The organism is Pseudaeromonas pectinilytica, from assembly GCF_054780855.1.
Window position 1 is genome coordinate 1 of the sequence record NZ_BAAGVN010000320.1, and the last position, 19645, is coordinate 19645.

The following is a 19645-nucleotide window of genomic DNA, read 5'->3' on the forward strand; positions in this document are numbered from 1 at the left end:
AAGTCCGGATCTATGGCTGCAATCTCCACCTTACTCACTGTCATCGATTGAGAGCTTGGCAAACCGGGGGCGACCATCTATGATCTTCTGGTTTGTCGCTCGCCAAATCTCTACCCCGCTGCGCCATGTCGCGGATCGGCTGCGAGATATTGCCCAGGGTGAAGGAGATCTGACCCAGCGGATTAGTCTGCGTCGGGATGATGAGCTGGGGGAGCTGGCCAGTTGGTTCAATGCCTTCCTCGACAAGATCCACGGCACGGTGCGCGATATCGTCGAGGCGGTGCATCAAAGCCGCCAGAACACCGAACAAGCCAGCCAGCTATCCAACAGTAGCCGCGAAGCCCTGCGGGCCCAGTTCAACGAAATCGATCTGGTGGCATCCGCCTTTGAGGAGATGCACCAGACCTCGGCCGAAGTTGCGCAAAGCGCCAACCGGGTGGTGGTGGCGGCCGATAGTGCCGAAGTCTCGGCACAGCAAGGCAAGGCGGTCGTCGAAGAGACCCGAATCGCCATGGAAGAGCTGATGCACTACATCAGTACCGCCAAGCCCAAGGTGGAAGAGTTATCCCGCAACAGTGACAGCATCAGCCAGATCCTCGAAGTGATCACTGCCATTGCCGAACAGACCAACTTGTTGGCGTTGAACGCCGCGATTGAAGCCGCCCGCGCCGGCGAGCAAGGTCGGGGCTTCGCCGTGGTCGCCGATGAGGTGCGCAATCTGGCCCGTCGCACTCAGGACTCGGTAGTCGAAATCCGCCAGGTCATCGGCAATCTGCAATCCGGAACCGGTCAAGTGGTGAGCGCCATCCTTTCCAGCCACGAACAAGCCAACGTGACCCAGCAACGCTCCCAGCAGGCCGTGGTGATGATTGAACAGATCACCCGCTCCATCTCCACCATCCAGGAGATGAGCAACCAGATCGAAATCGCGGTCAAGGAGCAAGGCAAGGTCAGTGGCGAGATCAGCCAGAACGTCAACAACATCCGCAAGGCCAGTGAAACCGTGACGCTGGCTGCGGAAGAGTCCAATGAAATGCTGGAAGGTCTGCACCGGCTGGCCGATCAACAGCAGCAGTTGGTGGATCAATTCAAGGTTTGATGCAGGCTCATAGTTTAAATATCGCGGGAGGCAGGATGCCTCCCGTTTTTTTGGCTGCAGTCTGACGGATGGCCTTGGTACGTTAAGTTTCTGCCAAGAAGTGGCGACGGCATGAGCTGGATGTAAGCCTGATGTAAAACTGTGCAAAAGCCCCCCCTACGTCGGCCGCAAACGATTAGCCTAAGTCTATCTAGACTGACGTTTATCGAGGAACTATGAAGCACCTTTCTATCCAAATCCGCACTGCGGCCCTGCTGACCTTGATGCTGTGTGGCCAGGGGTATGCTGAATCAGCCGTGCAGCACAAACACCCGGCAGGCAATCCGCCTACACCGCCAAAAGAGGCGTTCGAAGCCTGTGCCAACCTGATCGCCAAAGATCCCTGCACCATCACCCTGCCGGATAGTAACGTCTTGGATGGTAGCTGCGAGCTGACCTCAAATGCTGCGCAGGTTGAGGCTCTGGCCTGCCGCCCGACGCACATGCCACCCCCACCGGATCATGATGCCGATGAGTCAGATGATGCCCTCGAAGAGGTGGAGTAAGAAACAGACTGGTGCTGACGCCGCTTGGTTGTTGAGCCGGTAATGGCGTGCGATTCAAGCCCGGCCATCACCGGGAACCCTTGCCTGCTCCCCCAAGCAGGCTTTTTTATGCAAGCGCGCCATAAGTCAACACGCTAGGTAGCGCCGGTGCTTATTGCCCGGGCTGAGGAAGATCCGCCTGCCGCATGCGCTGCAATATGATGCTGGCCTTGCGCTGCAAGCGGCGATCATATCTGTGGGTCTGATAATAACGGGGGTTGGTCACCATGGCCGCCAACTGCGCCGCCTGAGACGGTCCCAACTGGCTGGCGTGCACATGATAATATTTGCGTGCTGCGGCCTCCACGCCGAATAAGCCATTGCCCCATTCGATCACATTCAGGTAGAGCTCGAAGATCCGCTGTTTATCCAGAAAGGTTTCCAGCATGACGGTGATCAAGGCCTCTTCGGCTTTCCGCCACGGGGTTCGACTGGAGGAGAGGAACAAATTCTTGGCCAGTTGCTGGCTGATGGTCGATCCGCCAGCGACTATCTTGCCCTTCTTCAGATTTTTCTCCCATGCATGCTGCATCCCTGCCCAGTCAAACCCATCGTGTTCGGCAAACTTGGCATCTTCGGCAACCAGCAGCGCACGCTTGATATGGCGGGAGATCTTGGCATACGGCACCCACTGATAGCGCAACTCGGCATCGGGATCATCATCCTGCAACCGCTCGAGCTGTTCGCTCATCACGCTGGTCATATCCGGATTGATCCAGTTCAGACTGATGATATACGCCAGGATCCACAGGTTCCATGCCAGATAGAGTGACAACAGCCCCCACAGCAGATGCGAGATCCGATAGTGCCGCCAATGAGCCGGAATGGCGCGCCGCAGCAGAGGTACACGACGCAGGGTGGCAAGGCAGGAGGCCGGCAGGGACATGGATCAACTCGAAATCGCAACAGAAGGCGACAAGTGTACCGAATCGCCCCTCACCCAGGCAATCAAAGAGACGCCTCCCCCAGACGCCACGCGGCAGGCCGTGGTAGCATAAGAGCCCGTTTTTTGGAGAATGCCTATGACCATTTGGGTGGACGCGGATGCCTGTCCCGTTGTCATCAAAGAGATGTTATTTCGTGCGGCCGAGCGAACCCGCATCCCCTTGGTGCTGGTCGCCAACCAGTTCTTGCGCACGCCCCCTTCAGCGGTGATCCGCAGCGTGCAAGTCGCCAGTGGCTTCGATGAAGCCGACGATTATCTGGTCGAACAAGCGCACAACGGCGATCTGGTGATTTCAGCCGATATTCCCCTGGCGGCTCGCCTGCTCGCCAACGGCGTTGAGGTGATTACGCCACGAGGTCAAGCCATGACCGCCGCCAATATTGGCGAACGGCTGGCAATCCGCGATTTTCTCGATACCTTGCGCGGCTCCGGTATTCAAAGTGGTGGCCCCGCCACCATGAATCAGGCCGACAAACAGCAATTTGCCAATGCGCTGGATCGCTGGTTGGTCGACGCCAAGCGGCGCGCGCCACCACAAGCGGAGTAACTGCGGGCTCGGTCAAGGCAAGATGGCATCGAACGCGACACAATAAGCGCTAACAGCAGGGATGATGAGGAGCAGCATGAACAGAAAACGCTGGATAGGTTCGGCCATTGCCGGTGTTGTGGTTCTGGCTCTGGGCTACGAATGGCTTAAACCCGTCCCCCTGGCAGTGACGCTGATCCAGCCGAGTCGCGGCGACCTCGTCAGTAGTGTGGTCAATACCCGGGCTGGCACCATCAAGTCGTGCCGCCGCGCCGGTTTGAGTCTGCCGGTGGGCGGTGTCGTCGATACCATTCTGGTCCAGGCGGGCGATAAGGTGCAGCAGGGGCAACCGCTGCTGACGCTGTGGCATGCCGATCTGCAGGCCGAATTGCAACGCGCCCAAGCCTCGGCCGCCTTGAACCGGGTTCTGCGGGAGCAAAGTTGTGTGCAAGCCGATTTTAACCAGCGTCAGGCCACGCGCCTGCAGACGTTGCGAGCCAAAGATCTGACCTCCAAGACCCTGAGCGAACAGGCAGAATCCCTTGCCGCGACCAGTCGCTTGGGTTGCGTGGCGGCGGCCGAACAAGCCCGGGTCGATGCCGCGCAAATCGCCATGGCTCAGGCCCGTCTGGAGCAGAGTCAATTGCGCGCCCCGTTCTCTGGCATCATCGCCGAGGTGAATAGTAAGCTGGGGGAATACATGACCCCGTCCCCGCCGGGTGTCACCATGCCGCCGGTCATCGATCTCATTGATGATCAGTGCCTCTACGTCTCGGCCCCCATCGATGAAGTGGATGCCGCCCGTTTGCGGGTCGGGCAAGCCGCAGTGATCCTGCTGGATGCCTTGCCCGACCAGCGCTATCCGGCCAAGGTGCGGCGGATTGCCCCCTATGTCAAAGAGCTGGAAAAGCAGGCGCGCACCGTAGAAATAGAAGCTGAATTTACCCCGCGCCCCACCGATATTCCGCTCCTGATTGGTTACAGCGCCGATGTGGAAGTCGAGATTGCCCGACGCGCGCAAGTGCTTCGGATCCCGGCGGATGCCCGACGCGAGGATGGCTCAGTGCTGCGGTTGCAGGGCGATCATCTGGAGGAGGTGAAACCACGCTTCGGACTGGAGAACTGGAACTGGCTGGAGGTCCTCTCAGGCCTCAATGCCGATGATCAACTAGTGCAACAAGCCAGCCAGGTAAAATTTGATCCCCAGCAAAGCGTCCGCGCTAAAACGGCCGAGGAGATAGCGGCGACCGAGGCGGACGCGCCATGATCCAACTGCAACAGGTCGAGCGGCACTTTTTACTCGGGGAACAGTCGGTGGCGGCACTGGCGCAGATCGATCTTCAGATCCATGCCGGGGAATATGTCGCCGTGATGGGCCCTTCCGGCTCCGGGAAATCCACCCTGCTCAATGTCCTCGGGCTCCTGGATCGGCCCGACAGTGGCCATTATCTGCTGGATGGTATCGACACCGCAGGTCTGAGTGAACCGGCACTGGCCGAGTTGCGCAGCCGCAGCATCGGTTTCGTGTTCCAATCCTTTCATCTGATCCCGCGGCTGAGTGCCCGCGAGAATATCGAATTACCCCTGACACTGGCGGGCATAGCACCAGCCCTGCGGCGGCAGCGCGTCGACGAACTACTGGCGCAGCTGGGGATTTGCAATCGGGCCGCCCATAAACCCGCTGAACTCTCCGGCGGCCAGCGGCAACGGGTTGCCATTGGCCGTGCCATCGCCATGTCCCCTCGCCTGTTACTGGCGGATGAGCCCACCGGCAATCTGGATAGCCACTCGGGAGAGGAGGTGATCAAGCTGCTGGAGCGGCTGAATCGGGAGCAAGGCATCACGCTAGTCGTGGTCACTCACGATCCTCGTCTCGGTGCCCGGGCCAGTCGCCAGATCCGTATGGCGGACGGCATCATAGTCTCCGACAATCAAACAGCGGCAACAGGCGGCACCGAGTCTATCGAATCGCCCTCGCTAGCAGGCCCTACGGCATGATGCTCGGGCTGGATCGCGTCTGGTTTGCCTGGCACGCGCTGACCCGTCATCGGGGTCGCGCTGTGTTGCTGGTACTGGCGATCAGCCTGAGTGTCGCCTCGGTACTGGTCATGACGGCTCTGGGACAAGGGGCGCGAAATTTTGTCGCCGCCGAGTTCAGTGGTCTGGGCAAGGATCTGCTGGTGATGTTTCCCGGCCGCAAGGAAACCACCGGCGGCATGCCGCCGGTCAGCGGCAACAGCCTGCGCGACATCACCCTTGAGGATATGGACTATCTGGGCCAGCGCCTGCCCAACCTGCGGCTGGTACCCCTGATCATGGGGTTTAGCGAAGCCAAACAGGGCGCCCACCTGCGGCAGACCATGCTGCTGGGGACCAGCAACCAGATGCAATTTACCCATCAACTCACTCTGCTCAAGGGCCAGTGGTTGCCGGGCGATCCAACCGTCGACGCCTCGGTCTGCTTACTCGGATCCCGGGTGGCCCAGGAGTTATTTGGCGAACGAGAGATCGTGGGGCAATGGGTGCGCTTTGATAATCGCCGCTTCCGGGTGGTCGGGGTATTTACCAGTCGCAGCAGCAATCTGGGCATGGATTTTAACGAAGCGGCGCTGATCCCGGTCGGCACCGCCCAATCGCTGTTTAATACCCAAGGGTTGTTTCGCCTGATGATCCAGCCGCTCGGCGGCCAAGCCATGCCCGGGTTGATCCGAAAACTTGAACAGCACATGCGCGAACGCCATCAGGGCGTGCTGGATGTCACCGTCATGCGCCGCGATGCCATGCTGCAAACCTTCAACGCGATCCTGCTGACCCTGACCCTGGCCGTCGCCGGCATCGGCGCCATCAGTCTGCTGGTCTCCGGCATCATGATGATGAATCTGGCGCTAGTCAGCACCCATCAACGCACCGGCGAAATCGGTCTGCTCAAGGCGCTGGGAGCCAATGCCCGCTCTATCCGCAGCCTGTTTTTAACCGAAGCCCTGATCCTGTCAACCGCAGGCTCCCTGGGCGGACTCCTAGTGGGCTACTTCTGCGTCGGTGTCGCCGCCTGGCTGTGGCCAGACTTTCCCATCGAAGTCCCTTGGCTGGCAACACTGATGGCGCCATTGGCGGCCATGGGCACCGGCGTACTGTTCAGCTGGATCCCGGCACGGCAAGCCGCCAGCAAAGATGCCGTGGCCAGTTTGCGGAGTAGCCAGCTATGAGATTACCCGACCTGCTCCGCTGGCTCTGGTGTGCCCTGCTGGCCGGGCGCACCCGCAGCCTGCTCTCGGCGCTGGGCATTGCCATTGGTATCGCCTCGGTCACCACCCTGACCGGGATCGGCGAAGGGCTGCGTCTCTATCTGCTGGAGAGCTTTTCACAATTTGGCTCCCGACTGATTGCCGTCTCCCCGGGCAAGAGCGAGACCTCGGGTGGCCCGCAAGGGTTGCTGGCCAGTAGCCGCCCGCTGTTGCTGCTGGATGCCGATATCCTGCGGCGTCTGCCCGGCATTGAAGCGGCCATTCCGGTGGTACAAGGCCAAGGAGAGGTGCGCACCGGCGGTTTGACCCGCCAGACCGCGATACTGGGCACCAACCACCAAGCGGCAGCCGGGTGGCGCTTCGCGTTGGCACAGGGTCGTTTTCTGCCCGCAGATGATTCGGCCATGCCCCGAGCCTATGCGGTGCTGGGCGCCACTGTGGCCCGGGAGTTGTTCCCCAGCGGCAATGCCCCCGGCGCCGTGATCCGGGTCGGTGATCGCCGCTTCCGGGTCATGGGTGTCATGCTGCCGAAGGGGCAATTTTTAGGCTTTGATCTGGATGATATGGTCTATATTCCGGCGGCCCATGCCCAGGCCCTGTTCAATCAGGAAGGCTTGCAGGAGATCGATCTGATCTACCAGGCCAACTATAGCGAGGCTCAAATCAGTGCCAGCATCAAACAGTTGTTGATCGCGCGCCACGGCGCCGAAGATTTCACCCTGTTTTCGCAGCAAGACATGCTGACCAGCCTCGACAAGATACTGACCATCGTCAAAGCGGCCATCGGCGGCTTGGGCATCATTTCCCTGCTGATTGGCGCCGTGGGGATCTTTAGCATCATGAGCATCGCCCAGCAGGAGCGGATCCCAGAGATTGGGTTGCTGCAGGCATTGGGCTGCCAGCGGAGCTGGATCCTACTGCTGTTTCTTGGCGAGGCGATGACGCTGGCGCTGCTGGGGGGCATCTTGGGTCTCAGTCTGTTGCTGGCCATTCAGAAATTGTTGTCACTGCTGCTGCCCGCGCTGCCCCTCACCCTGCACCCGCTGTATCTGTTATTGGCACTGCTGTGCTCGGCGCTGGTGGGGCTGGCCGCCGGAATTGCTCCCGCCTTACGCGCCATGCGTCAGGATCCTGTGGTCGCTCTGCGCGGCGAGTAACATCTGGCGACTCAAGATCCATCCCTCTTTCGCTCCTACTCGCGAACCTGTCATTTTTGTTTCATCTTCACCAGCTAGCGTGGGCACATAGCGTCGCACTCAGTCCATCAGGAGTTGCCCATGGCGATCACTCTCCACTCACAGCCAAGTGCCCGTCCCACCCCGCACTATGCCCAGCCGCGGCGTCCGATTGTGCTGTGGTTGCCCTTGTTGCTGGGACTGGGCCTGTTGCTGAGTCTGCTACTGACGACCGAGACCCAGAGCGGCTCACCCTTCTTAGATCTGATCGGCCAGCATTGCAGTACACCACTTCATGTCACCTCCGCACTACAAGAGCAGACCCCCATGCTCTTTGATATGGTGGCCCCTGGCTGCCAGTCCCTCTCTTTTGATTAAGAGCCTTTGACCTTCCTGGTTGCTTGCTTTCACCGCGTCAGTGCTGGCACTGACGCGGTAGTTTTTTTACGCGCCCCTGCGGGAATATCTTAAGCCGAACCCGAGCTAGGCTCCGACCACGTCCAGGCGATACCCCTCAGTCAGCAGTTCCTGAACAAACGGTGATGGCCGCGCCCGATCTGCAAGTAAGAAGACCTGCTGCCGGGCCCGGGTTAGCCCCACATACAACAGACGCCGCTCTTCGGCATGGGCAAACACCTCCGCCTTCGGCAACAAGGCGGCAATCAGCGGATGGGTTTCTTTTTCTGACGGCAAACCATGGCGCCCGCTTTCCAGGCCGCAGAGGATCACCTGATCCGCTTCTCTGCCCTTGGCGCCATGCAGAGTCATGGCCTCAATAGACAGCTGCGGGAACTGCTGCTGCCACCGCTGTAACTGCGCCGCATCGGGTAAGGAGAAACGAAAACGGGCCAGCAGCAAGACGCTGGTTGGTGGCGTGGTCACCGACCGGGCCATCTGACCCAATAACGTTTCCAGCGAGGCGGCAGGCTCCACACCCCGTCCGGCGTTTTTGTCCAGCCAGTGCAAGGTGACGCGAGCGCCTTCCACCTGCTGTAGGCTGGCCAAGGGTTTGCGCAACTGGGCCGGATTGGCTTGGACGAAGCGATTGGCCACCTCGCCAATGGCATTGTTGAAGCGGAAGGTTTTATCCAGCGCCGTGATGGCCGCCGGGCCAAAATAGTTGGCAAATTCGGTGGTCAGGCTTAAGTCCGCACCGGTGAACCGGTAAATGGCCTGCCAGTCATCCCCGACGCAGAACAGGGCCGACTCTGGATGCTGATCCCGCAGCAGGCGCAGCAAACGGGCTCTGGGCTCGGAGATATCCTGAAACTCGTCGACCAGGATCTGCCGCCACGGCGAGATGAAGCGTCCATTGGCCACATGCTCGATAGCCAGCCCGATCATGTCATCAAAGTCCATGCTCCGGGTGCGCTTCAACTCCTGCTGATAACGCTCGAACAGCGGGCGCAGCAGCACCAAGGCCGCCTTCGCCCGAGCAGGCTCGGTGGATTGCGCCAGTTGCTGTTTGAGCCGGGCACTATCAAAGCATCCAGCCTTGTAATAGCCGAGCATCTCATTGAGTTGTTCGACCAGCTCCTGCAACCGCCCCCATTCCCGCAGGGTCGCCAGCACCGCCTCTTCGGGCAAGGGCTGCCAGGGGATTTGGCGTTGCTCCAGCTCTTTTGGCAGCACTTTTTCCAGGCGATTACTCTGCCATTGCCAATAGTAGGTATCGATGATGACGGGCGCCCCGCCGGTTTGGCTCAGCGCCACGGCAGCGGCCTGATAGGCGGTTGCATCCTGCCAGGGCAGCGCCTTGCCGCGTCGATCCAGGGTCAAGTGGCGGATCCAGATTCCGGGCTCCGGCAAGAAAAACTGCGGTAACACTTCCTGGTGGCTGGAGTGTTTGAGCGGCAAAGGCCACGGGTGCTGATAGCAGTATTCGATCCCCTGCCGAAACAACCAGTTGCCGATTTGCACCTCGGCCAGCGAGTACATAGTCTCGCCCTTAAGGCTCTTTAGTTCTTCCGCCGCCAACTTGCCCAGATTGCCAGCCCGCTCGGTAAATTGCATGGGATCGGTGCGCGGGTAGAGATACCGACGCAGATACTCCAGCACCCGACTGCGGTAATTGGGATCCTGCAATGCCACCTCAAATGCATCCTGCACCAGGGAAAGGCGTGCCCCACTCCCCTCGGCGAGTGGCGAAAGCGCGGGCCGCTTCCCCTCCACGGCCTGAATAATCGCCAGCCCCAGAGCGTGAAAGGTGGAGATCTCCGGACTCGGCGCTGATGCCTCCTGAGTCTCTGGCAGCCGAGAAGCAATACGCTCGCGCATCTCATCCGCCGCTTGTTTGCCAAAGGCCAGCAGCAGTATCTCCTGCGGTTGCGCCAGCCCAGAGGCCAATAAATAGGCGACCCGCCCGGCCAGCACACTGGTCTTGCCGCTACCGGCCCCAGCCAACACCAGATTGGCCGCCTCATCCAGCACACAGGCTTCGCGCTGGCGCACGGTCAACGGATGCTGCTCCAGCGTGTCAAACAGGGGAGCGTAGCGCCGTACCATGCGGCGACAATAGCTCTGCTGCAAACGCTGAAGGGCCGTTGGCTGCTGCAGTTTGAGCAGCCACTGCCAAGCCGTGGCCACGGGCTTGGCCAGAGCCTGATCCCCCAGTTGGTGATGGGTGTTCAGGATGGCATCGGCTTGTTGCCGGATCGATGGCCACTGCGCTTGCCGCAGATAGCGGCCCCGACATTGGGCCTGAAGTTGTCGAGTCTGGTGTAAAAGTGCTCGACTATGGGCCAGCAACCAAAGCCGATGCCAACGCCGGTACAGCCCCCAGGCCTGCCAGGGCCAGAGCCAGCCGACCCGATAGGGCAACCGGGTCTGAGGAAGATGCACCGATAGCCAGCCCAACTCAGGAGCAGGGATCTGCAACCAGGGGTGCTGGTCGGCAAATAGTCCGCTGGTCAATGCCTGACGGCTGGTCGCCGGTGTCGACCCCAGCAATTCCCTGCTGGAAGCCCAGTAGAGGTTTTGACTATCCCAACCGATCCAGAGCCCGGAGGGCCGTAATCTGACAGCATGCACGCTTGGTATCCCCTTGAAATCAGAGCCCTGTTTACCATGGGCCGCACGCCGGATCTAGCCATGCCACACCCAGCAGCCGTATTCGATTGCAAAAAGTACAAAGCCGCCCATCTGGCGGCTTGTACGAAGGAAGTGGGCTTGCTGAGTCTTGGTTCAGGCAGCCTCCGCCACCCCCATGTTCTTGCTACGATCCAGCGCCTCTTCCAAGGTAGAAGTAAACTCCAGCTGCTCCGGAATGGCTTGGAAACTGGCGCGCGCCAGGGTCTTGAGCGGTTGAAACTGCACTTCGGCCACCAGCAAGCGGATCCCCAGGCGCTGCAAGTCCTCACAAAAATGCTGAAATCCGGAGAGCCCACCGGCATCCAGTACCGACACCCCATCCAGCATCAGGATCACCCCCCGTTTGGATTTGACTCGGGCCATTAATTCGGCAAATACATGATCGGCCGCGGCGAAAAACAGAGGTCCGGTGATCTTGTAGGCCGCCCAGTCCGTGGCGACCTGATGGCTCCAGCGTTTATGGGTGCTCAGGTCGGAGATCAGCGTCATCTTCGACATTTCACGCATAAACAACAAAGAGGCCAACACGATACCGAAGGTGATTGCCACTACCATATCAAACAGCACCGTCAGGCTGATGCACAGGATCATCACCAAGACATCGCTATGGGGCGCTTTGCGACACAATTCGACGACTTTATGTGCCTCGCTCATGTTCCAGGCCACCATCAACAGCAGCGCTGCCATGGCCGATAGTGGCAATCCGGAGAGCCAGGGCGCCAGCAGCAAGATCGCCGCCAGTACCACCAGCGAATGGAAGACTGCGGCCAATGGCGAGGTGGCCCCGGCACGCACATTCGCCGCCGAGCGAGCAATGGCCGCCGTGGCCGTGATGCCGCCAAAAAAAGGCGCCAGTAGATTACCGATCCCCTGCCCCAGTAATTCGCCGTTGGAATGATGTTTCTTGCCGGTCATGCCATCGAGCACGACGGCGCACAATAGGGATTCGATGGCACCGAGCAACGCCATGGTAAAGGCGGCCACCAGCAGTTTTTCGATAGTCAGCAGATCCCAGTGCAACGGCTGCCCCTGAGGACCCGGTAATTCCCACGGCCAGACAAAGGTAGGAGCAAAGGGGGGGATCCCATGGCCCAGGTCACCATTAGGCAGTAGATAGCTGAACCGGCTGCCGATGGTCGCCACTTCCTGATCGGCAAAACCGACCAACCAAGCCACCAGCATACCAACCAAGACTGCAGGCAGGTGACCGGGAACACGCAGCCGTAATCGGGGCCAGAGGATCAGTATCGCCAGGGTCACCACACCGACCAGCGTGTCGCCCCACTGCCAGCTCGGCAAGGCGTGCCAGAGCACGCCAACTTTCTGGTGAAACTTCTCCGGCATCTCGGCCACAGTCAGCCCCAGAAAATCCTTGACCTGCAAGGTGGCGATGACGATGCCGATCCCCATGGTAAAGCCCAGTGTCACCTGCAATGGAATGTAACCAATCAGACGGCCGAGGCGACCGATCGCCATCCCGATCAGCATCAGGCCACACAGCAAGGTAGCCACCAGCAGACCGGCGATACCGAACTGTTGTGACACCGGGTAGAGGATCACCACGAAGGCGGCCGTCGGCCCGGAAACGCTATAGCGAGAACCACCGGTCAGGGCAATGGAGATACCGGCAATGATCGCGGTATAGAGGCCATATTGCGGCGGCACACCACTGGCAATCGCCAGCGCCATCGCCAGCGGGATGGCAATGATACCGACGGTCAGACCGGCGAGCAGGTCGCGGGTCAGGCGAGTCAGCGAATAGGGTTCATTCAGGCAGGCATCCCGCAGGGCGCTGCAGATTTTGAGCAGATGACGTTGAGATAAGGTATGCATGGAGCCCTCGGGCAAATTTTTCGGTACGTCACGACGCGCGTGACCCGTCGCATAGGATACCCGCCATGCTCGACTTCGCCCAGAAGTAGATCAAGCAAACCAGCAATACGCTCGAAAACGCTCATTTAGAGTAAACTCCAGACAGCAGGCAGCCCTCCAGCAGGATCCGCAGATCGGAAGCAACACCCAAAAACAGGATCACAGACGACAACAATGATGGTCAGTCGCCTGATCAGGCGACTCTATGGTGGGAAAACGGACGAACGGCCAGTGCCGAATAAACCTTGGTATAGGCCGGAGAGATGGCAAGATGATAAACGAATTCCCCCCAGCTAACCCACAACCCTGGCCGCAGGTCAGTGCATGATAAGCCGGATCACGATCCGGCCTCATTACAGCGTAGGGGCAGGTTGTTATACCTCCAGAATGTCCTCGGGAGGTGTGCGGTCTTGTCCTTGAGCCAAGCTCTGAATGGCAAAGAACAGGTAACCCTGACTCAGTAAAAACAGCACCATCCCCAACAAGCCAAAACTGATCCCGAGCCAAGCCAACAAGGTACCGAGCACTATTCCCGGGGTGAGCGCGACACAGGTCACCCGCAGCAGCACACCATAAGGCAGACGCACCTTGAGCCAGGCGGCAAACACCAGACCACCCACGGCATATATCACCGCCTGCAAGGCGCGATAGATAAATTCGCCGCCGAGCAACGGCAAATAGGCCAGCGGTTTGACAATGGCAATCAGTTTGTCAGACCAGGCATACAGCTCTGATTTATCCAGTTGGAAATGCTCGATGTTCTCGAAAGGATAACTCCGCACCTCGCCCTGGTTATCAATGATCATGCGATCCGCCTGCAAGACCACGGGCGCCACAAATTCGGCCGCACTGGCTGGGCTCTGGCGGGTATCGATCACTAAGAACGGCGCCTCATCGTCCGGCAACTGGATGACAAACGGTTGTTCGACTTCGGTCTGCAGCTGGCCTTGTTCGATACGCAGATCCGGTAGGCGCTCGATCACATGCTGGATGTAGGTGTTCTTCATTGTATCCAGCAGCGTCGCGACCTGAATGGTCATAGGGATGGTCGTCACACACAACAACAAAAACAGATAACCCAGTCCGGTGCCCTGCCACTGTCTGCCAACCTCCTGGTACAGGTGTCGGGAAAAAAACGAGTGGTAGACAGCTTGCCAACAACGAAGAAGATACAGCACGTTCAAATTCCTTCTGAGGACCATGGGACTAAGTTTCACAGGAGCAGTCACTGCACCAAACAGCCTCCATGATAGCCTATCGGCCCTGAGCCCCCAACGGTGTTGATGCAGACTACTCCGGCTTAATGATTGACTTGCGGTGCGTGATTCCAGATAGTCCCTTTTATTCTTGATGACTGGATAGGGATGCATGGACCATTTTGATCGATTTACCCGGACTCTGGCTGCATTTGATGCGGCTAACCGTCAGGATCCCCGGCAAGTGATGGACGAGAACGGAGTCTTGTACCCCAGCGAATTGCTCTATGCCATGCGCATGAGCGCGACTTTGGCCGAATTCCAAGCTGATGCCTCCGAGGCGCTACAGCTAGCCGTTCGTAGCCAACATCTGCAGCGCTGGAAAATTCCACGCGCCAGTTATCCGATGGACCGTGCTGGCTATCTGAGCTGGCGCACGGCGCTCAAGCAATTTCATGCCGAACAGGCGGGTATCATTTTGCAGGCCGAAGGCTATGACGAGACGATGATCGCCCGGGTCGCCAGTCTGTTGAAAAAAGAGCAGCTCAAACGTGATAGTGACAGCCAGGCACTGGAAGACGTCGCCTGTCTGGTGTTCATGCGCTACTACTTCGCCGAATTTTCCGCCGCGCACGGCGAAGAAAAAATTATCGCCATCGTGCAGAAAACCTGGCGCAAGATGTCGGAGGCTGGTCATCAGGCGGCTCTCTCCTTGCCTTTCACACCTCAGCAACAACAGCTGTTGGCGCGCGCACTCGACAGCGAGTAGCAAATAGCCTCACCACAGTTGGAACCCGTGCTAAGGCGCCACCGTTTTCATAAGCGATGCGCCAAAGATATGGCCGCAAATTCATCATGCCAGAGCGTGGACGAAACGCAGACCGTTGACGGCAGGGATGCCGCCGCCGAGCCTACAGGCAGGCATTCACACCGAGTCTGTGTTCGGCCTCACTCCGGTTTGGTGCGCTCAAGACATCACAGCAACCGCGTCTATTCATATGCCAAGAACATTAGCCGAGCCGGACAGATCGGCGTATGGTAGGGCCGCTTACCGAACCCGGCACTCCGACTATCCCGTGGACGCTGGGTGTCAGCCCCTATAAAGGAACCATGTTCATGACTTCCCCATCGACCATTCCGGTCGAATTGCTCGATCAGGACCCAGATATTGACTGCAGTCACTGCGCCGCCTGTTGCTGTCGCATGCCCGTATTGGTGATCGGCGATCCCGATGTTCCAGAGCGCTTCACCCAAGAGGATGAAAGTGGCATGACCTTTATGGCACAGGGGGAAGATGGCTGGTGCGTGGCGCTGGATCGCAACACCCTGCGCTGCACCATCTACGAGATCCGGCCCCAGATCTGCCGTGACTTTGATATGGGCGGCATCGACTGTCAGGAAATCCGCGCCCTCACAGATGCTAGGTGATGAACCGGTTTATCGTGACCGCACCTCACCATGGACAGATCGATATTGCACATATCGATACCAACGCCAGAGCAGCAGTAAAGCGGCGACCGTCAGGTAGAGCACGGGTTTGGCCGTGATGGCTTTCACCGACCAGAGATAGTGAATAGGCGCCAATACGGCAACAACATAGACAGCCTGGTGCAGGCTGGCCCAACCCCGGCCGAGCCTCTGTTGCGACCAGCGATTAGAGGTAACGGCCAGCGCCAGGAGCAACAGCCAGCTCAAAGAGCCCAACAGCATATAGGGTCGTTTCACAACCTCGCCCAGCAACAGGCTCAGATCCCCCCCCAGCTCCAGCGCCGCAAATGCCAATAGGTGCAGACAAGCCCAAAAAAAACACCAGAGACCAACGAGTCGGCGCACCCGGATCAGAGTCGGGGTTCGGGTCCATTGCGCCAGAGGCGAGATCAGCAAAGTGAAAAACAAAAACTCCAGAGCCGTGCGGCCGCAGTATTTGATCAACTCCTTGGCGGCATCGGCTCCAAAGTAGTCTTGTTGAACGGCAAGGATTATCCAGCCGAACAGTGCCGCACCCAGCAGATGTATCCCGCACTTAAGTACGCTAATTGCCTTGGGTGTGAGCCCCATTAGAATGACCTCCGTAGATCCATGCCCGCATAGAGCCCCGCCACCGCATCGGCATAGCCATTAAATGGCAGGGTCGGCTGGCGCGTCACATCCAGCAAGCCACCGGATGAGATAACCCGCTCGCTGGCCTGTGACCAACGGGGGTGATCCACCTGCGGGTTCACATTGGCATAGAAACCATATTCATCAGGAGCGGCCAGGTTCCAGGTCGTGGGGGGCTGTTTCTCCAGTAAACGGATCCGGACAATCGCCTTGATACTTTTGAAACCATATTTCCAGGGCACCACCAGACGCAGTGGCGCGCCATTTTGTGGCGGCAGTGTTTTCCCATACACACCCACGGCAAGCAGGCTCAATGGATGCATGGCTTCATCCAGCCGCAGCCCTTCGACATAGGGAAATTGAATACCACTGCCGAATTGACCATCGGCTTGGCCCGGCATCTGTTTTGGATCGTATAAGCTCTGGAAGGCCACATAGCGAGCCCGCGACGTAGGCTGCACCCATTTGAGTAATGCACCAAGCTCAAAGCCAACCCAGGGGATCACCATGGACCAGGCTTCCACGCAGCGAAATCGGTAGATACGCTCCTCCAGTGTAAATCGCTTACGCAGCTCATCGACATCCAGCGTCACAGGCTTGGCTACTTCACCATCGATCACCACCTGCCAGGGCGATGTTTGTAATCCTTGGGCATTAGCCTTGGGCGCCGCCTTATCCAGACCAAACTCGTAGTAGTTGTTATAACCGCTCACCTTCTCTTCCGGAGTCCAGGGCAGATCGGGCCGATAGGCCGCCGGTTTTTGATAGTTCAATGGGTCTCGTCGAGCCGGAGGTGAGCTGGTATCCGCAAATAGATCCCATAAGGCGGCGCTAGCCGATGGTGCCAGACTCAAAGCGGCGGCGGAGATACCCAACGCCTTCAAGACTCGGCGGCGGCCATAAAACAGCGATTCGGGAGTCACCTCTTGCTCGGTCGGTTGTCGCCAGGATCTATTGCCCATCTCGGCCTCTCTCCACTATCCAGCTGGTGATGACCGTGATTGGCCATGTGGTTTAAAGATAGTGGATCCTGATCCATTTTCAGATGGATAAAACAAATGATGGTTAGCGGAACCTTTTATGGGCAAGCGAATTCATCGTCAATCAAACGCTTCTTTTGTGACTCCGTCGGGTGTCATCTGGGGCGTTCCCAAGATAGAATATCGGCACAGGATAACTCACTGATTTATTGATACTAATATCATGAAGTTTCGCAAAGGATTTACTCTGATTGAACTGGTTATTGTCATATTGGTGCCTTGAAAAGCAACATGCAATATACAGACTCGGGAAAGCCCGCCGTCCATCGTTAAAGCAAGAACAAAGGAGTTCTTATGCGTTCCGGTAATCCATTTCTTGGCGACAAGAGTTTTGATCTCGTTGAGCGAGGCGAAGCCCGTATGACCCTGATGGGCACGGTCAACAAAACCGCCATCCTGTTGGCCTTGACCCTGATCTCTGCCCTCTGGGTGTGGAACAAATACTACGAATTGCAAGATCCTGCCTCCATCATGCCACTGATGTGGATTGGCATCATCGGTGGTCTGGTGTTGGCACTGATTACTACATTTGCCAAAAAGGCTGCCCCCTTTACGGCACCGGCTTATGCCCTGCTCGAGGGGTTGGCGCTAGGCGGCATATCAGCCTTCTATGAAACCCGCTATCCGGGGATAGTCATCCAAGGCGTGGGCTTGACCTTCGGCACGCTCGCTTGTCTGCTGTTGGCCTATCGCACTGGGCTGGTAAAGGCCACCGAGAACTTCAAGCTGGGCATCGTTGCCGCGACCGGCGCCATTGCCTTGCTGTATGTCGTCAATCTGGTGATGGGTATGTTCGGCCATTCGATGGGTTTCATTCATGAAGGCGGTACAGTCGGTATCCTGTTCAGTCTGGTGGTGGTCACGGTAGCCGCGCTGAATCTGGTGCTGGATTTCGACTTCATTGAACAAGGTGTCGCGGCCGGAAGCCCCAAGTACATGGAGTGGTTCGGGGCCTTTGGCCTGCTGGTCACCCTGGTCTGGTTGTATCTGGAAATGCTGCGTCTGCTCTCCAAGCTGCGCAAATAACCTGGCGTACTTCAGTTGTTCAATAAGCGGAGCCCTTGTGGCTCCGCTGTTGTTTCTTGAGCATCCACAGTGCTGGAATTACCCATATCTAACTGATACCGTCGGGTTTATGAACCCCTTTTCAGGAGCCTTTCATGCGTCCGCTCATCAATAAAGATACCGTCATGTGCATGTCGCTGAGTGCGCGTCCCAGCAACTTCGGTACTCGCTTTCATAATTATCTCTATGATGCCCTCGGCCTTGATTACGTCTATAAGGCCTTCAGTACCCAAGACATTGTCGGTGCCATCGCCGGAGTTCGCGCCCTGAATATTCGTGGTTGCGCCATTTCCATGCCGTTCAAAGAAGCCTGCATTCCCTTGGTTGATGAGCTGGCTCCATCGGCCAAGGCTATCGATTCCATCAATACCATTGTCAACACCAACGGGCATCTCAAGGCCTATAACACCGACTACAGTGCCATAACCCAATTGCTCCGCGATTATCAGGTACCCACCGAATTCTCGTTTGCGTTGCTCGGCAGCGGTGGCATGGCCAAAGCGACAGCCTGTGCGTTACGAGACGCCGGATTCAGACGCGGAACTATTGTCGCGCGGAATGAACAAACCGGACGCCAGTTGGCCGAGCTCTATGGTTTTGCCTGGCAGGCTGGCGCGGCTGGACTCGAGGCGGATTTACTGCTGAATACCACCCCGATCGGAATGCCGGGTAGTCCGGAGGAAGCGGAGCTGGCCTTTACCGAAGCGCATATTGCCGCCGCGCGTGTGGTGTTTGATATGGTGGCGGCCGTGAGCGGCACGCCACTGATCCATGCGGCAAACGCGGCGGGTAAGACCGTGATCCGCGGCACCGAGGTTTTCGCACTGCAAGCCGTCGAGCAATTTGTGCTCTATACCGGCATTAGACCGGATGCCGAGCTCTTTGCCCAAGCTGCCGCCCATGCCAGGCAACAACCTGTGGCATAAGCGGCAATCAAAAAATGGTTTCTTACGGCGCCTAGGGCGCCGTTTCCCACTCTTCAGTCTCTTCTTCATGCTTGTTATAGGCTTCGACCGACAAACCCAGTAACTCCTGCACCGTGGAGGCAATGGTGATGGAGGACAGGGTTCCGACCAGAATGCCGATAAACAGCGTGAACGCAAAGCCATAGAGCGCCGCCCCCCCAAATAGCAATAGGGCTCCGACGGTAAACAGCGTGGTCCCCGAGGTGATCAGCGTGCGGCTGAAGGTGGCCTTGATGGCCCGATCCGAACAAGCATAGATATCCTGCTGGGTTCGTGATTGCAGCAGATCCCGCAACCGGTCCGAGATGACGATGCTGTCGTTGAGTGAATAGCCAATCACCGCCATCAAACCGGCGATGATGTTCAAGTCAAACTCGATTTGCAGCAGGGATAACAGCCCCAGCGCCATCAAGGCATCATGCAACACCGACAGCAAGACGCCGATGGCCTGCCGCCACTCGAAGCGTAACGCCAGATAACCGGCAATGGCGATGGAGGCGACCAGTAGCGCCAGCATTCCCTGCTCAAACAACTCGCCACCCACTTGCGGACCCACTAGCGTGGTTCGTGATAACTCAACCTGCATCCCCAGATCCCGCGCCAGCCACTGCGCCAACTCATTGGCACTGTGACTCAACTCCTGAGGTGGCAACTTGATCGTAAGCGCCCTTGAATCGGCATCTGTTTTTTCAGAAATCAGCTCGTCACACTTGAAATCCATTACCTCTTCGTTGGATTTTCA

Annotated in this window: 20 protein-coding genes; 13 read left to right on the forward strand and 7 right to left on the reverse strand. The window is 58.2% G+C overall.

The features are described from left to right. Both ACYVG7_RS13610 and ACYVG7_RS13615 read left to right on the forward strand, forming a co-directional pair. On the forward strand, positions 1–1099 hold a 1099-nt coding region (locus ACYVG7_RS13610; protein WP_460883629.1), incomplete at its 5' end, for a methyl-accepting chemotaxis protein. A 215-nt stretch (positions 1100–1314) separates the two neighbouring features. Continuing rightward, positions 1315–1644: a hypothetical protein gene (locus tag ACYVG7_RS13615; protein ID WP_460883630.1), complete on the forward strand. Its 330-nt coding sequence runs from the start codon at positions 1315–1317 to the stop codon at positions 1642–1644. 151 nt (positions 1645–1795) lie between these two features. Here the strand turns inward: ACYVG7_RS13615 and mtgA are convergent, their stop codons facing one another. After that, positions 1796–2569, reverse strand: coding sequence for a monofunctional biosynthetic peptidoglycan transglycosylase (gene mtgA / locus ACYVG7_RS13620; protein ID WP_460883631.1), 774 nt, complete (start codon positions 2567–2569; stop codon positions 1796–1798). A gap of 136 nt (positions 2570–2705) precedes the next feature. Here mtgA and ACYVG7_RS13625 point away from each other — a divergent pair, with 136 nt between their 5' ends. The 6 genes from ACYVG7_RS13625 to ACYVG7_RS13650 all read left to right on the forward strand — a co-directional run bounded on the left by ACYVG7_RS13625 (position 2706) and on the right by ACYVG7_RS13650 (position 7953). Next, entirely contained in the window at positions 2706–3176 is a 471-nt protein-coding gene (locus ACYVG7_RS13625; protein ID WP_460883632.1) for a YaiI/YqxD family protein, read from the forward strand. Between the two features lie 76 nt (positions 3177–3252). Then, positions 3253–4422: an efflux RND transporter periplasmic adaptor subunit gene (locus ACYVG7_RS13630; RefSeq protein ID WP_460883633.1), complete on the forward strand. Its 1170-nt coding sequence runs from the start codon at positions 3253–3255 to the stop codon at positions 4420–4422. Continuing rightward, positions 4419–5153 (forward strand): ABC transporter ATP-binding protein, encoded by a 735-nt coding sequence (locus ACYVG7_RS13635; RefSeq protein ID WP_460883634.1) that lies wholly within the window; start codon positions 4419–4421, stop codon positions 5151–5153. Before ACYVG7_RS13630 ends, ACYVG7_RS13635 begins: the two co-directional genes overlap by 4 nt. Then, the gene (locus tag ACYVG7_RS13640) at positions 5150–6361 is read left to right on the forward strand and encodes an ABC transporter permease (RefSeq protein ID WP_460883635.1); all 1212 of its coding nucleotides are present in this window, start codon (positions 5150–5152) and stop codon (positions 6359–6361) included. Before ACYVG7_RS13635 ends, ACYVG7_RS13640 begins: the two co-directional genes overlap by 4 nt. Beyond that, the gene (locus ACYVG7_RS13645; protein ID WP_460883636.1) at positions 6358–7557 is read left to right on the forward strand and encodes an ABC transporter permease; all 1200 of its coding nucleotides are present in this window, start codon (positions 6358–6360) and stop codon (positions 7555–7557) included. The genes ACYVG7_RS13640 and ACYVG7_RS13645 overlap by 4 nt, the downstream gene beginning before the upstream one ends. A gap of 120 nt (positions 7558–7677) precedes the next feature. After that, entirely contained in the window at positions 7678–7953 is a 276-nt protein-coding gene (locus ACYVG7_RS13650) for a hypothetical protein (protein WP_460883637.1), read from the forward strand. A 105-nt stretch (positions 7954–8058) separates the two neighbouring features. Here the strand turns inward: ACYVG7_RS13650 and ACYVG7_RS13655 are convergent, their stop codons facing one another. The 3 genes from ACYVG7_RS13655 to ACYVG7_RS13665 form a co-directional block, all read right to left on the reverse strand. Next, complete coding sequence (locus ACYVG7_RS13655) at positions 8059–10605, reverse strand: UvrD-helicase domain-containing protein (RefSeq protein WP_460883638.1); 2547 nt, start codon at positions 10603–10605, stop codon at positions 8059–8061. Between the two features lie 153 nt (positions 10606–10758). Further along, on the reverse strand, positions 10759–12498 hold the full coding sequence (dauA, locus tag ACYVG7_RS13660; protein WP_460883639.1) for a C4-dicarboxylic acid transporter DauA: 1740 nt from the start codon (positions 12496–12498) through the stop codon (positions 10759–10761). 413 nt (positions 12499–12911) lie between these two features. Then, positions 12912–13715 (reverse strand): DUF1189 domain-containing protein, encoded by an 804-nt coding sequence (locus tag ACYVG7_RS13665; RefSeq protein ID WP_460883640.1) that lies wholly within the window; start codon positions 13713–13715, stop codon positions 12912–12914. Positions 13716–13905: 190 nt separating this feature from the next. On the opposite strand from ACYVG7_RS13665, the gene ACYVG7_RS13670 reads away from it, so the two are divergent. Continuing rightward, positions 13906–14502 (forward strand): DUF4202 domain-containing protein, encoded by a 597-nt coding sequence (locus ACYVG7_RS13670; protein ID WP_460883641.1) that lies wholly within the window; start codon positions 13906–13908, stop codon positions 14500–14502. Between the two features lie 347 nt (positions 14503–14849). Beyond that, positions 14850–15161, forward strand: coding sequence for a YkgJ family cysteine cluster protein (locus ACYVG7_RS13675; RefSeq protein WP_460883642.1), 312 nt, complete (start codon positions 14850–14852; stop codon positions 15159–15161). Between the two features lie 9 nt (positions 15162–15170). On the opposite strand, the gene ACYVG7_RS13680 is transcribed toward ACYVG7_RS13675, so the two are convergent. Continuing rightward, on the reverse strand, positions 15171–15791 hold the full coding sequence (locus tag ACYVG7_RS13680) for a protein-methionine-sulfoxide reductase heme-binding subunit MsrQ (RefSeq protein WP_460883643.1): 621 nt from the start codon (positions 15789–15791) through the stop codon (positions 15171–15173). Next, on the reverse strand, positions 15791–16795 hold the full coding sequence (gene msrP, locus ACYVG7_RS13685) for a protein-methionine-sulfoxide reductase catalytic subunit MsrP (protein WP_460883644.1): 1005 nt from the start codon (positions 16793–16795) through the stop codon (positions 15791–15793). The genes ACYVG7_RS13680 and msrP overlap by 1 nt, the downstream gene beginning before the upstream one ends. Positions 16796–17036: 241 nt before the next feature. Here msrP and ACYVG7_RS13690 point away from each other — a divergent pair, with 241 nt between their 5' ends. The 3 genes from ACYVG7_RS13690 to ACYVG7_RS13700 all read left to right on the forward strand — a co-directional run bounded on the left by ACYVG7_RS13690 (position 17037) and on the right by ACYVG7_RS13700 (position 18864). Next, positions 17037–17096: a prepilin-type N-terminal cleavage/methylation domain-containing protein gene (locus ACYVG7_RS13690; RefSeq protein ID WP_460883648.1), complete on the forward strand. Its 60-nt coding sequence runs from the start codon at positions 17037–17039 to the stop codon at positions 17094–17096. A gap of 71 nt (positions 17097–17167) precedes the next feature. Beyond that, entirely contained in the window at positions 17168–17899 is a 732-nt protein-coding gene (locus ACYVG7_RS13695; protein ID WP_460883645.1) for a Bax inhibitor-1/YccA family protein, read from the forward strand. A 134-nt stretch (positions 17900–18033) separates the two neighbouring features. Then, a complete protein-coding gene (locus tag ACYVG7_RS13700) occupies positions 18034–18864 on the forward strand; it encodes a shikimate 5-dehydrogenase (protein WP_460883646.1) in 831 nt (276 codons plus the stop codon). Positions 18865–18895: 31 nt separating this feature from the next. Here ACYVG7_RS13700 and secF read toward each other — a convergent pair whose 3' ends face one another. Next, positions 18896–19624 (reverse strand): protein translocase subunit SecF, encoded by a 729-nt coding sequence (secF, locus tag ACYVG7_RS13705; RefSeq protein WP_460883647.1) that lies wholly within the window; start codon positions 19622–19624, stop codon positions 18896–18898. Positions 19625–19645: the final 21 nt, after the last annotated feature.

Bases quoted from the DNA above. Each gene is read 5' to 3' on its own strand.
- msrP (WP_460883644.1), bottom strand. From the start codon at position 16,795: ATGGGCAATAGATCCTGGCGACAACCGACCGAGCAAGAGGTGACTCCC.
- ACYVG7_RS13625 (WP_460883632.1), top strand. From the start codon at position 2,706: ATGACCATTTGGGTGGACGCGGATGCCTGTCCCGTTGTCATCAAAGAG.
- secF (WP_460883647.1), bottom strand. From the start codon at position 19,624: ATGGATTTCAAGTGTGACGAGCTGATTTCTGAAAAAACAGATGCCGAT.
- ACYVG7_RS13650 (WP_460883637.1), top strand. From the start codon at position 7,678: ATGGCGATCACTCTCCACTCACAGCCAAGTGCCCGTCCCACCCCGCAC.
- ACYVG7_RS13695 (WP_460883645.1), top strand. From the start codon at position 17,168: ATGCGTTCCGGTAATCCATTTCTTGGCGACAAGAGTTTTGATCTCGTT.
- ACYVG7_RS13615 (WP_460883630.1), top strand. From the start codon at position 1,315: ATGAAGCACCTTTCTATCCAAATCCGCACTGCGGCCCTGCTGACCTTG.
- ACYVG7_RS13675 (WP_460883642.1), top strand. From the start codon at position 14,850: ATGACTTCCCCATCGACCATTCCGGTCGAATTGCTCGATCAGGACCCA.
- ACYVG7_RS13635 (WP_460883634.1), top strand. From the start codon at position 4,419: ATGATCCAACTGCAACAGGTCGAGCGGCACTTTTTACTCGGGGAACAG.
- ACYVG7_RS13670 (WP_460883641.1), top strand. From the start codon at position 13,906: ATGGACCATTTTGATCGATTTACCCGGACTCTGGCTGCATTTGATGCG.
- ACYVG7_RS13645 (WP_460883636.1), top strand. From the start codon at position 6,358: ATGAGATTACCCGACCTGCTCCGCTGGCTCTGGTGTGCCCTGCTGGCC.
- ACYVG7_RS13680 (WP_460883643.1), bottom strand. From the start codon at position 15,791: ATGGGGCTCACACCCAAGGCAATTAGCGTACTTAAGTGCGGGATACAT.
- mtgA (WP_460883631.1), bottom strand. From the start codon at position 2,569: ATGTCCCTGCCGGCCTCCTGCCTTGCCACCCTGCGTCGTGTACCTCTG.
- dauA (WP_460883639.1), bottom strand. From the start codon at position 12,498: ATGCATACCTTATCTCAACGTCATCTGCTCAAAATCTGCAGCGCCCTG.
- ACYVG7_RS13630 (WP_460883633.1), top strand. From the start codon at position 3,253: ATGAACAGAAAACGCTGGATAGGTTCGGCCATTGCCGGTGTTGTGGTT.
- ACYVG7_RS13700 (WP_460883646.1), top strand. From the start codon at position 18,034: ATGCGTCCGCTCATCAATAAAGATACCGTCATGTGCATGTCGCTGAGT.
- ACYVG7_RS13640 (WP_460883635.1), top strand. From the start codon at position 5,150: ATGATGCTCGGGCTGGATCGCGTCTGGTTTGCCTGGCACGCGCTGACC.